Source organism: Bacillus sp. SRB3LM, assembly GCF_015712745.1.
Classification (GTDB): Bacteria; Bacillota; Bacilli; order Bacillales; family Bacillaceae_G; genus Bacillus_A; species Bacillus_A thuringiensis_K.
The window spans coordinates 16,580-29,978 of the sequence record NZ_VWVQ01000006.1 but is presented as its reverse complement, the minus strand read 5'-3'; the positions used below and the strand labels follow the sequence as shown (position 1 = coordinate 29,978).

The following is a 13,399-nucleotide window of genomic DNA, read 5'->3' as shown; positions in this document are numbered from 1 at the left end:
ATTATGTAAAACGAGCGCCCGATGAAAGGGAGAGGCATTCTCCCTCTCCACACTTCCATAAGCGACAAATAAAGCGGTTTATGCTTACATTTATTTTACGTTGAATCCTACCAACGGTAATGAGCAAATGCTTTGTTAGCTTCTGCCATTTTATGAGTGTCTTCACGTTTCTTAACAGATGCACCAGCGTTGTTAGCTGCATCTAAGATTTCGTTAGCAAGACGCTCTTCCATAGTTTTTTCACCACGAAGACGAGCGTAGTTTACTAACCAACGAAGACCTAAAGTTGTACGGCGTTCTGGACGAACCTCAACTGGAACTTGGTAGTTAGCACCACCAACACGACGAGCACGTACTTCAAGAACAGGCATGATGTTCTTAAGAGCTTGCTCGAATACTTCCATTGGCTCTTTACCAGTACGTTCGTTTACGATATCGAACGCATTATAAAGAATTGTTTGAGATTTACCTTTTTTACCGTCAACCATCATTTTGTTGATAAGGCGTGTTACTAGCTTCGAATTGTACATTGGATCTGGTAACACGTCACGTTTCGCAACAGGTCCTTTACGAGGCATATTGAGTTCCTCCTTTCATTTTAAAGTTATTATTTTTTAGCAGGTTTTGGTCTCTTAGTACCATATTTAGAACGTCCTTGCATACGTTTGTCAACACCAGCTGTGTCAAGCGCACCACGAACGATGTGGTAACGTACCCCCGGTAAATCCTTTACACGACCACCGCGAATTAATACTACGCTATGCTCTTGTAGGTTATGACCGATACCTGGGATGTAAGCTGTAACCTCGATACCGTTTGTTAAACGTACACGAGCGTATTTACGTAACGCTGAGTTAGGTTTCTTTGGAGTCATTGTACCAACACGAGTACATACACCACGTTTTTGAGGTGCAGAGATATCAGTTGATTTTTTCTTTAAAGAGTTAAAACCTTTGTTTAACGCAGGTGATTTAGATTTCCATACTTTATCAGTACGACCATTTCTCACTAATTGGTTAATAGTAGGCATTTGATTATCCTCCCTTCGCATGTTTGTATGACCACATATCCAGGTGGTTCATTATTAGTTGAAAACAAAGTTTTTGCAAGGAAGAGCAAATGCTCTCTCCTCACAAAAACAGTTTTAACTTATTATTCCTATTGCTGAAGCTCCCACTTGAATCCCCGAAGCTTTACCAAGCTTACGAACTGATTCAACTTTTGTTATGGGCACGTTATATTGCATTGCAACACGAATGATAGCATGGGTTAACCGCATGTCAGCATCCTCTGCGATGACAACTTCTTTAACTGTACCATTTTTGATTGCCTCCAATGTGCGTTTATGACCAACGACTACATTTTCAGCAGTTGATACTTTTTGATAAGACATATAAATATCCTCCAAAGCATCGTTCAGGAGCAACCTTGATTATAGTAACATTTTGACTCATACAATGTCAACTAAGATTAATTGTTTTTATACAAAATTTATGCCGGAAAATTTTACTGTTCCACATAAACCTCATCGTTTTCTACATTCATGTCATCTTGTGTTGTTTTTACAAGATCCACTTTGCGATAACGATTCATACCTGTTCCAGCAGGAACAAGTTTACCGATAATAACATTTTCTTTTAATCCTAGAAGTTCATCGCGTTTACCCTTAATTGCTGCATCAGTTAAGACACGAGTTGTTTCTTGGAACGATGCTGCAGATAAGAATGAATCTGTTTCAAGTGAAGCTTTTGTAATACCAAGCAGAACAGGTCTAGCTGTTGCTGGTTGCTTACCTTGCAGTAAGACCTTAGCATTCGCATCAGTAAACTGATGGATATCTAGTAATGTTCCTGGTAATACATCTGTTTCACCTGCATCACTTACACGAACTTTACGTAACATTTGACGTACCATTACTTCTACGTGTTTGTCACCAATTTCTACCCCTTGCATACGGTATACTTTTTGAACTTCACGTAATAAGTATTCTTGAACCGCCGTAATGTCCGTTACTTTTAGTAATTCTTTCGGATCAATAGAACCTTCTGTTAACTCTTTACCGTGGCTAATTGGCTGTCCTGGAGTTACTTTCAGACGAGCACCGTAAGGAATAGCATACGTACGAGCTTCAACTTCACCCTGTACAACTACTTCTTGGCGATCTTTAACGTCGTTGATCGCTGCGATAACACCGTCGATTTCACTGATAACTGCCTGACCTTTCGGATTACGAGCTTCGAAGATCTCTTGGATACGAGGTAAACCTTGAGTGATATCATCTCCGGCAACCCCACCTGTATGGAATGTACGCATCGTTAACTGTGTACCTGGCTCACCGATAGATTGAGCTGCGATGATACCTACCGCTTCTCCTACTTCTACGTCTGTTCCAGTTGCTAAGTTACGACCGTAACACTTCTTACATACACCGTGGCGAGTGTTACACGTAAACGCTGAACGAATGTTTACAGTTTCAACACCCGAATTTTCAACGATATGAGCGATATCTTCAGTAATTAATTGATTTTCAGCAACTAATACTTCACCTGTTTCAGGATGTTTTACAGTTTTTCTTGCAAAACGTCCAACAAGACGATCATATAATGACTCGATAACTTCATTACCCTCTTTAATCGCACCAATTAATAAACCGCGATCTGTTCCACAATCATCTTCACGAACGATTACATCTTGTGCAACGTCAACAAGACGACGTGTTAAGTAACCAGAATCGGCAGTTTTAAGTGCTGTATCGGCAAGACCTTTACGCGCACCATGCGTAGAGATGAAGTACTCAAGTACTGTTAAACCTTCACGGAAACTCGATTTGATTGGAAGTTCGATGATACGACCAGATGGATTGGCCATAAGACCACGCATACCAGCAAGCTGAGTAAAGTTAGATGCGTTACCACGGGCACCTGAGTCACTCATCATGAAGATTGGGTTGCGTTTATTCAAGGATTTCATCAGTTTTCCTTGGATAACATCTTTTGCATTACTCCAAATAGAGATAACACGATCGTAACGTTCTTCTTCCGTGATTAAACCGCGACGGAATTGTTTAATTACATTATCTACTTTTGCTTGTGCTTCGTGGAGAATTTCATCTTTTTCGCCTAATACAAGAATGTCAGATACCCCAACTGTAATACCAGCTTTTGTAGAGTACTTGAATCCTAAGTTTTTCATACGATCAAGCATGCGAGACGTTTCTGTAATTTGGAAACGTTTGAACACTTCCGCAATGATGTTACCAAGGATTTTCTTGCTAAATGGCGCCACTTCTTCGCGACTAGCAATAATTTCTTTAATGTTCGCACCTTTTTCAACGAAGTATTTCGCTGGTGTTTCTTTTTCAAGGTTTGAATTTGTTGGTTCATTAATATAAGGGAACGACTCTGGTAAGATTTCGTTAAATATTAATTTACCAACTGTTGTTAATAGAAGCATACTCTTTTGCTCTTCAGTAAATGTTGCGTTGTTTACTGCACTTGCAGCTACTGCAACACGTGTATGAAGATGAACATATCCATTTTGATATGCAAGCAATGCTTCGTTTGCATCTTTGAAGACCATACCTTCACCGATTGCACCTTCACGCTCAAGTGTTAAGTAATAGTTACCTAATACCATATCCTGAGATGGAGTAACAACTGGTTTACCGTCTTTCGGGTTCAAGATGTTTTGTGCCGCTAACATAAGAAGACGAGCTTCAGCTTGAGCTTCTGATGATAAAGGTACGTGAACGGCCATTTGGTCACCGTCAAAGTCCGCGTTGTATGCAGTACATACAAGTGGGTGAAGACGGATTGCGCGACCTTCTACTAATGTAGGTTCAAACGCCTGGATACCAAGACGGTGAAGTGTTGGTGCGCGGTTTAGAAGTACTGGATGTTCTTTAATCACAGACTCTAAAACGTCCCAAACTTCAGGTTGTACACGCTCGATTTTACGTTTCGCACTCTTAATGTTATGTGCTAATCCTTTTTCAACTAACTCTTTCATTACGAAAGGTTTGAACAGTTCAAGCGCCATTTCTTTTGGTAATCCACATTGATACATCTTTAAGTTCGGTCCTACAACAATTACAGAACGACCAGAGTAGTCAACACGTTTACCTAATAAGTTTTGACGGAAACGTCCTTGTTTACCTTTAAGCATGTGAGATAGTGATTTTAATGGACGGTTACCTGGTCCAGTAACTGGACGGCCACGACGACCATTATCGATTAATGCGTCTACAGCTTCTTGTAACATACGTTTTTCGTTTTGAACGATGATGCTTGGTGCACCTAAGTCCAATAGACGTTTTAAACGATTGTTACGGTTAATTACACGACGGTATAAGTCGTTTAAGTCAGAAGTAGCAAAACGTCCACCATCTAACTGTACCATTGGGCGTAGTTCTGGTGGGATTACTGGTAGAACATCTAAGATCATCCAAGATGGTTCATTTCCAGAGTTACGGAATGCTTCTAATACTTCTAGACGTTTAATAGCACGAGTACGGCGTTGTCCTTGTGCTGTTTTTAATTCTTCTTTTAAGAAGTCTACTTCTTTATCTAAATCGATGTCTTGTAGTAGCTTTTTAATCGCTTCTGCACCCATAGCAGCTTGGAATGTGCTACCATATCGATCACGATATGCACGGTATTCTTTTTCAGAAAGTAATTGCTTCTTATCAAGTGGTGTATCTCCACTTTCTGTTACAACATAAGAAGCGAAATAAATTACTTCTTCAAGCGCGCGAGGGGACATGTCTAAGACAAGTCCCATGCGGCTCGGGATACCTTTGAAATACCAAATATGAGATACAGGAGCAGCTAATTCGATATGACCCATGCGTTCACGACGTACTTTTGCACGCGTTACTTCAACGCCACATCGATCACAAACTACACCTTTATAACGTACACGTTTGTATTTTCCGCAATGACATTCCCAGTCCTTTTGTGGTCCGAAAATACGCTCACAGAACAAGCCATCTTTTTCAGGCTTTAACGTACGATAGTTAATAGTTTCTGGTTTCTTAACTTCACCGTATGACCAAGAACGAATCTTGTCAGGTGAAGCAAGTCCAATCTTCATATATTCAAAGTTATTTACATCTATCAAGGGGCCTACCTCCCTTTTAGTCTACAGGTTATCCCAATTATTCCTTAGTTGTCTCAACTTCGACATTCAATTTATCTGCTGATTGATGATCATCGTCATCTTCTGTATCACGCATTTCAATTTCTGTATCGTCGCTAGACATCATTTTAACGTCCATACCTAAACTTTGCAGCTCTTTAATCAATACTTTGAATGATTCAGGAACGCCTGGTTCTGGAACATTTTCGCCTTTAACAATTGCTTCATAAGTCTTAACACGTCCAACAACATCATCAGACTTCACTGTTAAGATTTCTTGAAGAGTATAAGCAGCACCGTACGCTTCAAGTGCCCAAACCTCCATCTCACCGAAACGCTGTCCACCGAACTGAGCTTTACCTCCAAGAGGTTGCTGCGTTACAAGTGAGTATGGTCCAGTAGAACGAGCATGAAGTTTATCGTCAACCATGTGCGCAAGTTTGATCATATACATGACACCAACAGATACGCGGTTATCGAATGGTTCACCAGTACGTCCGTCATACAGGATTGTTTTCGCGTCATTTGCCATACCAGCTTCTTCAATTGTGCCCCAAACATCTTCCTCACGAGCACCATCGAATACTGGTGTTGCAATGTGAATGCCAAGGTATCTTGCTGCCATACCAAGATGAAGCTCTAATACCTGACCGATATTCATACGAGATGGTACCCCTAATGGGTTTAACATGATATCGATTGGCGTACCGTCTGGTAAGTAAGGCATATCTTCTTCTGGTAAAATACGAGAAATAACACCTTTGTTACCGTGACGTCCGGCCATCTTGTCACCTTCAGAAATTTTACGTTTTTGAACGATATATGCACGTACAAGTTGATTCACGCCTGGTGGCAATTCATCGCCATCTTCACGGTTGAATACTTTTACGTCTAAGATAATACCGCCACCACCGTGTGGTACACGTAGTGATGTATCACGTACTTCACGCGCTTTTTCTCCAAAGATAGCATGTAATAGACGTTCTTCAGCTGTTAATTCTGTTACACCTTTAGGTGTTACTTTACCAACAAGTAAATCTCCATCTTTTACTTCAGCACCAACGCGAATGATACCGCGCTCGTCAAGGTTACGTAATGCGTCTTCCCCAACGTTTGGAATGTCACGTGTAATTTCTTCTGGTCCAAGCTTCGTATCACGAGCTTCTGATTCATATTCTTCAATATGAATAGAAGTGTACACATCATCTTTTACAAGGCGCTCACTCATGATGATCGCATCCTCGTAGTTATAACCGTCCCAAGTCATGAAGCCAACAAGCACGTTACGTCCAAGTGCTAGTTCACCTAATTCCATAGAAGGACCATCCGCAAGGATTTCACCTTTTACAACTTCATTTCCAACACTTACGATTGGACGTTGGTTGTAACAAGTTCCTTGGTTAGAACGAATGAATTTTTGCATTTTATAGCGATCTAAGTCGCCTTTTACTGTTTGACCGTCAACTTCTACATAGCGACGTACCCAAACTTCACGTGCTTCTACGCGCTCAACAACACCAGGATGTTTACAGATTACTGCAGCACCTGAGTCTTTTGCTGATACGTACTCCATACCTGTACCTACAATCGGAGATTCCGGATTCATTAACGGAACCGCCTGACGTTGCATGTTCGCTCCCATAAGTGCGCGGTTAGAGTCATCGTTTTCTAAGAACGGAATACAAGCTGTCGCTGCCGACACTACTTGTTTTGGAGATACATCCATGTAGTCGATGCGTTCTCTATTTGTGACAATGTTTTCACCACGGAAACGAGCTACGATATCTTCACTTAGGAATTCACCTTCGTCAGATAATTTCATATTCGCTTGGGCTACAACATAGTTATCTTCTTCATCTGCTGTTAAGTAATCAACATGCCCTGTTACAAGACCAGTTTCTGGGTCAACACGACGGTATGGTGTTTCAATGAAACCAAACTCATTTACTTTCGCGAACGAAGATAACGAGTTAATCAAACCGATGTTTGGTCCCTCTGGTGTTTCAATCGGACACATACGACCGTAGTGAGAGTAATGAACGTCACGCACTTCAAAGCCTGCGCGCTCACGTGTTAAACCACCAGGTCCTAATGCAGATAGTCTTCGTTTGTGAGTTAACTCTGCTAATGGGTTTGTTTGGTCCATAAACTGAGATAACTGAGAACTTCCGAAGAACTCTTTAATAGATGCAATAACAGGACGAATATTAATTAGTGCCTGTGGTGTAATTGCATTTGTATCTTGGATCGACATTCTCTCACGAACAACACGTTCCATACGAGAAAGACCGATACGGAATTGATTTTGTAATAGTTCTCCAACAGAACGCAGACGACGGTTTCCTAAATGGTCAATATCATCTGTATCCCCTACTTTGTATAGTAGGTTGAAGAAGTAACTGATAGAAGCAAGGATATCACCTGGTGTGATGTGTTTCACATCACGAGTAATGTTTGCATTACCAATTACATTAATTACGCGTTCGCCTTCCGACTCAGGAGCATAAATCTTAATAGATTGCAGCTCAACATCGCCTTCTACCACTCCACCCATTGGTTTCGCTGTTTTGAATCCAATGTTTTTCTCTAAGTAAGGTAAAATGCGATCAAGTGTACGACGATCTAAGATTGTTCCTTCTGCCGCTAAAATTTCACCAGTTTCTGGATCCACTAATGTTTCAGCTAAACGTTGATTAAACAATCTGTTTTTAATGTGTAACTTCTTGTTGATCTTATAGCGACCTACATTTGCTAAATCGTAGCGCTTTGGATCGAAGAAACGAGACACAAGTAAGCTCTTAGCATTTTCTACTGTTGGTGGTTCACCAGGACGTAGACGCTCATAAATTTCAAGCAATGCTTTTTCTGTGCTATCTGTGTTGTCTTTTTCTAATGTGTTGCTTAAGTATTCGTTATCACCTAAAAGCTCGGTGATTTCTTGATCAGAGCCAAACCCTAATGCGCGTAACAAAACAGTTACAGGAAGTTTACGCGTACGGTCAATACGCACATATACAACATCCTTAGCATCTGTCTCATACTCTAACCAAGCTCCGCGGTTTGGAATTACAGTAGCAGTAAAACCACGTTTTCCGTTTTTATCCACTTTGCCACTATAGTATACGCTTGGAGAGCGAACTAACTGGGAAACGATAACACGTTCTGCACCGTTAATTACGAATGTTCCAGTCTCTGTCATGAGTGGGAAATCTCCCATGAACACATCTTGTTCTTTTACTTCACCAGTTTCCTTGTTGATTAGACGCACTTTTACACGAAGTGGTGCTGCATACGTCACATCACGCTCTTTGCATTCGTCTACAGAGTATTTAGGTTCACCTAAGCTGTAGTCGATAAATTCAAGCGATAGATTTCCCGTAAAGTCTTCAATCGGAGAAATGTCTTGGAACATTTCTCGCAAACCCTCATCAAGAAACCACTGATAAGAAGAGGTTTGAATTTCGATAAGATTTGGTAACTCTAATACTTCACTAATACGGGCATAACTTCTTCGTTGGCGGTGGCGTCCGTATTGAACTAGTTGACCTGTCAACTGCTTCACCCCTCAAATCATGAGTATTATAAATGCACAAAAAAATTTGTGCAAAATCACAAATAAATACAACTACTGCTATTAGCGTAGTCTCTTTCTCTTAAAGATAAATACGTTGAGTCTTTCTACCTGCTCAAAAAAGAAAAATGGCTTCTATAAGAAAACCATCATTCTGTTTCATAATCTGCTGATTTTACTATCTTTTCCAAGAGAAACAAAAATATACATCTTTCTCAACGCAGAAAATCATATATTGGCATTGTATAATGTTAACATAGCCAAAAATAACCGTCAACGTTTTTTTGATTTTATGATATAATATCCTTTTTTCTTTTCTACAACCTCAACTTCAGAAAATACTTCTTCTAGTTTTTTTAGCGCAGACGGTGCACCTTGTTTCTTTTGAATAACAATCCAAAGTTCTCCACCTGGAACTAAATACTCCACAGCTTTTTCTAAAATCTCATGTACGATATCTTTACCCGCACGAATCGGAGGGTTAGATAGAATAGCAGCATACTTACCATCTACATTTTCATAGACGCTACTTTGAAAAATACGTATATTCTCGATTTTGTTATTAGCGGCGTTTTCTTTCGCAAGCCCAAGTGCCCTCTCATTCACATCCACCATGTGAACTTCACGACCTTGAAACTCTTTCGCTAACGACAAACCAATAGGACCGTATCCGCAACCTACGTCTAATATATTACCTTTAATATCTGGCATTTGAAACGCTTCAATTAAAAGACGGGAACCAAAGTCCACTTCGTTTTTCGAGAACACCCCATGGTCAGATAAGAAAGTAAATCGAGATCCACGAAGGACAAACTCCCATCGCTTGCGATCACTTTTACTAGAAGGGTCGTTAGAAAAATAATGGTCTGCCATATGGCCACCTCTTTTCTTTACAGTTAAAAAAAAAGCTCGCATGAGAGCGAGCTTTTTTTAAAGCATCAAAAGTTAATTACTTAACTTCTACAGCAGCGCCAACTTCTTCAAGTTTAGCTTTGATTTCTTCAGCTTCTTCTTTAGCAGCAGCTTCTTTGATTACTTTTGGAGTGTTGTCAACTAATTCTTTAGCTTCTTTTAAGCCAAGACCAGTGATTTCACGAACAACTTTGATAACTTTGATTTTTTGTGCACCAGCGCTAGTTAGTTCCACATCAAATTCAGTTTTCTCAGCAGCAGCTTCTCCAGCGCCACCAGCAACAGCTACAGGAGCAGCAGCAGTTACGCCGAATTCTTCCTCGATAGCTTTTACTAAGTCGTTAAGTTCTAATACAGTCATAGATTTAACTGCTTCAATGATTTGTTCTTTAGTCATTGTAAATATCCTCCCTTAAATAGGTTTGTATTGTTTTATCGATAATACGTAATTATCTTTTAAAAAATTAAGCGCCTTGCTCTTCCTTTTGGTCTGCAACTGCTTTAGTAGCAAGTGCAAGGTTACGGATTGGAGCTTGAAGAACGCTAAGAAGCATAGAAAGTAAGCCTTCACGTGATGGAAGAGTAGCGATTGCTTTAACCTCATCAAGTGTTACAAGTTTACCTTCGATTACGCCCGCTTTAATTTCTAAAGCTTCATGATCTTTAGCGAAGTCGTTTAATACTTTCGCAGGAGCAACTACATCCTCGTTACTGAACGCGATTGCGTTTGGTCCTGTTAAGAATTCATTTAACTCAGCCATTTCAGCAGATTCTGCAGCACGACGAGTTAGAGAGTTTTTGTAAACTTTGAACTCAACGCCAGCTTCACGTAATTGCTTACGTAATTCTGTTGCTTCAGAAACTGTTAAACCACGGTAGTCAACAACGATTGTAGATTTACTAGCGCGAAGTTTGTCCGCGATTTCAGTTACAACTTGTTGTTTAGTTTCGATTACTTTGCTCATGTTATTACACCTCCTGTAGATTATATAGAAGATGTACCGAAAGTGCACTAAAAACCTCCATGCCCAACTTGTAGACATGGAGGCATATAGTCACAGAAAAAAGATTCCGCTTCGTATATTAACACCTAGGTAGGAAATTAAGTCTATTGACACCTACTGTCTACGGTACACTAATTAAATTCACAACATAAATGATTATATTAAAACTTCTTTATGAAGTCAACTTCCAAAATTTACGCTAATGTAGAAACGTCCACACGTACGCCAGGTCCCATTGTAGAAGCAACTGTTACGTTCTTCATGTAAGTACCTTTTGCAGCAGCTGGCTTAACTTTTTGTAAAGTGTCAGCAATTGTTTTGAAGTTTTCTACTAATTTAGCATCTTCGAAAGATACTTTACCGATTGGAACGTGGATGTTACCAGCTTTATCAACGCGGTATTCAACTTTACCAGCTTTGATTTCGTTAACAGCTTTAGTTACATCGAAAGTAACTGTTCCAGTTTTAGGGTTTGGCATTAAACCTTTAGGTCCTAATACGCGACCAAGTTTACCAACTTCACCCATCATGTCAGGAGTTGCTACTACTACATCGAAATCGAACCAACCTTGTTGGATTTTACCGATGTAATCAGTATCGCCTACGAAGTCAGCTCCAGCAGCTTCAGCTTCTTTAGCTTTTTCACCTTTAGCAAATACTAATACACGTTGTACTTTACCAGTACCATGTGGAAGAACAACTGCACCACGGATTTGTTGGTCAGCTTTCTTAGGGTCAACACCTAAACGGAATGCAGCTTCTACAGTTGCATCAAATTTAGCTGTGTTTGTTTTCTTTACTAATTCTACTGCTTCTGTTGCAGAGTAAGCAGCTGCACGATCAACAAGCTTTGCAGCTTCTACGTACTTTTTACCTCTTTTAGCCATTTTTATTTCCTCCTCGAATGTGGTTTTAGCGGAATAACCTCCCACGTTTACGCCTGTTTTCAGGTATAACCTGAGGATGAGCGCCATCCATTTATTTAAAAACGATAATCATTTACGATAATAAAGGTTGCGAATTGGAATTCCAGACCCGCAACCTTTTTTAAAAACAAATCGAATTAGTCTTCGATAACGATGCCCATACTGCGTGCAGTACCTTCAACCATACGCATTGCAGCTTCTACGCTAGCAGCGTTTAGGTCAGGCATTTTAGTTTCAGCGATTTCGCGTACTTTATCACGCTTAACAGTTGCCACTTTATTACGGTTTGGTTCACCAGAACCAGACTCAATACCAGCTACTTTCTTAAGAAGAACAGCAGCAGGAGGAGTTTTAGTAATGAAAGTGAATGAACGGTCCTCAAATACCGTAATTTCAACAGGGATGATAAGACCAGCTTGATCTGCTGTACGAGCGTTAAACTCTTTACAGAAGCCCATGATGTTAACACCTGCTTGTCCTAATGCTGGACCAACTGGTGGAGCTGGGTTAGCTTTACCTGCAGGAATTTGAAGCTTTACCATTTTAATTACCTTTTTAGCCACGAGACACACCTCCTTAAGTCCGTGATGTGGTCAATTGGACAGTGATTTGCCCTCCCACGTCATATTTTATCTGTAAGGATAAAATCTTTCAAAAAACGTCTCCGATAACGAAGACGTACTGACTTAAAAGATATTATCACTTTTTACAATTCATTTCAAGTTTCATTTTATAATTTTTCAATTTGATGGAAGTCAAGTTCAACTGGAGTCTCGCGACCAAACATGTCCACAAGTACGCTAACCTTTTTCTTCTCCACATCAATTTCTTCAATAGCACCTGTATAATCTGCGAATGGCCCCTCATTTACACGTACTGTCTCATGAAGTTCAAAGTCGAAATCAACCACTTCGTTATCCATGCCCATATGTTTCATAATGGTAACAACTTCCTCTTCTAATAGAGGTGATGGTTTAGATCCAGAACCAGAAGAACCAACGAACCCAGTTACACCTGGCGTGTTACGTACAACATACCAAGAGTCATCAGTCATGATTAATTCTACTAATACATAACCTGGGAACACTTTTCTTTTCATTAATTTTTCTTTTCCGTTTTTCATTTCTACTTCTACTTCTTCCGGGACAACAACACGGAAAATTTTATCTTGCATACCCATTGATTCTACACGTTTCTCTAGGTTTGCTTTTACTTTATTTTCATATCCAGAATAAGTATGGACAACATACCAACTTTTTTCCATTCATTTAGGACGAGCGTCCTTCCCTCCCTGACGTACATTTTTTTGCGCAAATGAAAAAACCCGTTCACCGGGCTTTTACACAGTTCTTATAAATAACATTATATCATGGATAAGTGCTTCTTATTCAAGAATTAACCAAGAATTAACCGAATTAAAGAAGAAATGCCCATATCAACTACTGCGAAGAAAATCGCAAAGAACACAACTGTAGCAACAACAGTCGCTGTTGAGCGGAGTAATTCATCTTTTTTAGGCCAACTTACTTTTTTCATTTCGCGACCTACATCGCCGAAAAAGTTCGTTAAACGCATCTGCGGGACCTCCAGTGTATTATTTCAATTATTTATTTTGTTTCCTTGTGAACTGTATGCTGATTGCATGTTTTACAAAACTTTTTTATTTCAAGTCGCTCTATTGAGCTCGTATCTTTCATAGTAGAGTAGTTTCGATTTTTACACTCTTCACATGAGAGTACAACTTTTTTCCTCATTAGTTACACCAACCTTGTAACATTATGTCCCTAAAAATGTATCATACAATAAAAGACAATGTCAATGACATGCATTTGTACTCTCTACAAAAGAAA

At 39.8% G+C, this 13,399-nt stretch carries 13 protein-coding genes and 1 other annotated feature; all 13 genes read right to left on the bottom strand.

Translation table 11 applies throughout. The features are described 5' to 3' along the window. Positions 1-107: 107 nt before the first annotated feature. The 13 genes from rpsG to rpmG all read right to left on the bottom strand — a co-directional run bounded on the left by rpsG (position 108) and on the right by rpmG (position 13,303). Positions 108-578: a 30S ribosomal protein S7 gene (rpsG, locus tag F3I02_RS04440; protein WP_001137491.1), complete on the bottom strand. Its 471-nt coding sequence runs from the start codon at positions 576-578 to the stop codon at positions 108-110. A 29-nt stretch (positions 579-607) separates the two neighbouring features. Beyond that, complete coding sequence (gene rpsL, locus F3I02_RS04435) at positions 608-1,030, bottom strand: 30S ribosomal protein S12 (RefSeq protein WP_001142341.1); 423 nt, start codon at positions 1,028-1,030, stop codon at positions 608-610. 114 nt (positions 1,031-1,144) lie between these two features. Continuing rightward, entirely contained in the window at positions 1,145-1,393 is a 249-nt protein-coding gene (locus F3I02_RS04430; RefSeq protein WP_000121837.1) for a 50S ribosomal protein L7ae-like protein, read from the bottom strand. 113 nt (positions 1,394-1,506) lie between these two features. Then, complete coding sequence (rpoC, locus tag F3I02_RS04425) at positions 1,507-5,118, bottom strand: DNA-directed RNA polymerase subunit beta' (protein WP_000567939.1); 3,612 nt, start codon at positions 5,116-5,118, stop codon at positions 1,507-1,509. A gap of 37 nt (positions 5,119-5,155) precedes the next feature. After that, positions 5,156-8,689 (bottom strand): DNA-directed RNA polymerase subunit beta, encoded by a 3,534-nt coding sequence (gene rpoB, locus F3I02_RS04420; protein WP_000147553.1) that lies wholly within the window; start codon positions 8,687-8,689, stop codon positions 5,156-5,158. 291 nt (positions 8,690-8,980) lie between these two features. Beyond that, positions 8,981-9,580, bottom strand: a complete 600-nt coding sequence (locus F3I02_RS04415; RefSeq protein WP_000763289.1) for a class I SAM-dependent methyltransferase — start codon at positions 9,578-9,580, stop codon at positions 8,981-8,983. A 76-nt stretch (positions 9,581-9,656) separates the two neighbouring features. Further along, a complete protein-coding gene (gene rplL / locus F3I02_RS04410) occupies positions 9,657-10,016 on the bottom strand; it encodes a 50S ribosomal protein L7/L12 (RefSeq protein WP_000159736.1) in 360 nt (119 codons plus the stop codon). Between the two features lie 67 nt (positions 10,017-10,083). Continuing rightward, entirely contained in the window at positions 10,084-10,584 is a 501-nt protein-coding gene (gene rplJ / locus F3I02_RS04405; protein WP_000048716.1) for a 50S ribosomal protein L10, read from the bottom strand. Positions 10,585-10,623: 39 nt separating this feature from the next. Then, positions 10,624-10,768 (bottom strand) — a sequence feature (ribosomal protein L10 leader region). Between the two features lie 49 nt (positions 10,769-10,817). Next, complete coding sequence (gene rplA / locus F3I02_RS04400; RefSeq protein ID WP_001987630.1) at positions 10,818-11,510, bottom strand: 50S ribosomal protein L1; 693 nt, start codon at positions 11,508-11,510, stop codon at positions 10,818-10,820. Between the two features lie 176 nt (positions 11,511-11,686). Then, complete coding sequence (gene rplK / locus F3I02_RS04395) at positions 11,687-12,112, bottom strand: 50S ribosomal protein L11 (protein ID WP_001085872.1); 426 nt, start codon at positions 12,110-12,112, stop codon at positions 11,687-11,689. A gap of 167 nt (positions 12,113-12,279) precedes the next feature. Beyond that, positions 12,280-12,813: a transcription termination/antitermination protein NusG gene (nusG, locus tag F3I02_RS04390; protein WP_000415794.1), complete on the bottom strand. Its 534-nt coding sequence runs from the start codon at positions 12,811-12,813 to the stop codon at positions 12,280-12,282. Between the two features lie 131 nt (positions 12,814-12,944). Further along, entirely contained in the window at positions 12,945-13,124 is a 180-nt protein-coding gene (gene secE / locus F3I02_RS04385; protein ID WP_001241323.1) for a preprotein translocase subunit SecE, read from the bottom strand. Between the two features lie 32 nt (positions 13,125-13,156). Continuing rightward, positions 13,157-13,303, bottom strand: coding sequence for a 50S ribosomal protein L33 (gene rpmG, locus F3I02_RS04380; RefSeq protein WP_014481927.1), 147 nt, complete (start codon positions 13,301-13,303; stop codon positions 13,157-13,159). Positions 13,304-13,399 lie beyond the last annotated feature (96 nt).

What these genes read in the sequence shown, in the direction of transcription:
- rpsG (WP_001137491.1), bottom strand. Translation starts at nt 578, where the DNA reads ATGCCTCGTAAAGGACCTGTTGCGAAACGTGACGTGTTACCAGATCCA.
- nusG (WP_000415794.1), bottom strand. Translation starts at nt 12,813, where the DNA reads ATGGAAAAAAGTTGGTATGTTGTCCATACTTATTCTGGATATGAAAAT.
- rpsL (WP_001142341.1), bottom strand. Translation starts at nt 1,030, where the DNA reads ATGCCTACTATTAACCAATTAGTGAGAAATGGTCGTACTGATAAAGTA.
- secE (WP_001241323.1), bottom strand. Translation starts at nt 13,124, where the DNA reads ATGCGTTTAACGAACTTTTTCGGCGATGTAGGTCGCGAAATGAAAAAA.
- rplA (WP_001987630.1), bottom strand. Translation starts at nt 11,510, where the DNA reads ATGGCTAAAAGAGGTAAAAAGTACGTAGAAGCTGCAAAGCTTGTTGAT.
- rpmG (WP_014481927.1), bottom strand. Translation starts at nt 13,303, where the DNA reads ATGAGGAAAAAAGTTGTACTCTCATGTGAAGAGTGTAAAAATCGAAAC.
- rplJ (WP_000048716.1), bottom strand. Translation starts at nt 10,584, where the DNA reads ATGAGCAAAGTAATCGAAACTAAACAACAAGTTGTAACTGAAATCGCG.
- rplL (WP_000159736.1), bottom strand. Translation starts at nt 10,016, where the DNA reads ATGACTAAAGAACAAATCATTGAAGCAGTTAAATCTATGACTGTATTA.
- F3I02_RS04415 (WP_000763289.1), bottom strand. Translation starts at nt 9,580, where the DNA reads ATGGCAGACCATTATTTTTCTAACGACCCTTCTAGTAAAAGTGATCGC.
- F3I02_RS04430 (WP_000121837.1), bottom strand. Translation starts at nt 1,393, where the DNA reads ATGTCTTATCAAAAAGTATCAACTGCTGAAAATGTAGTCGTTGGTCAT.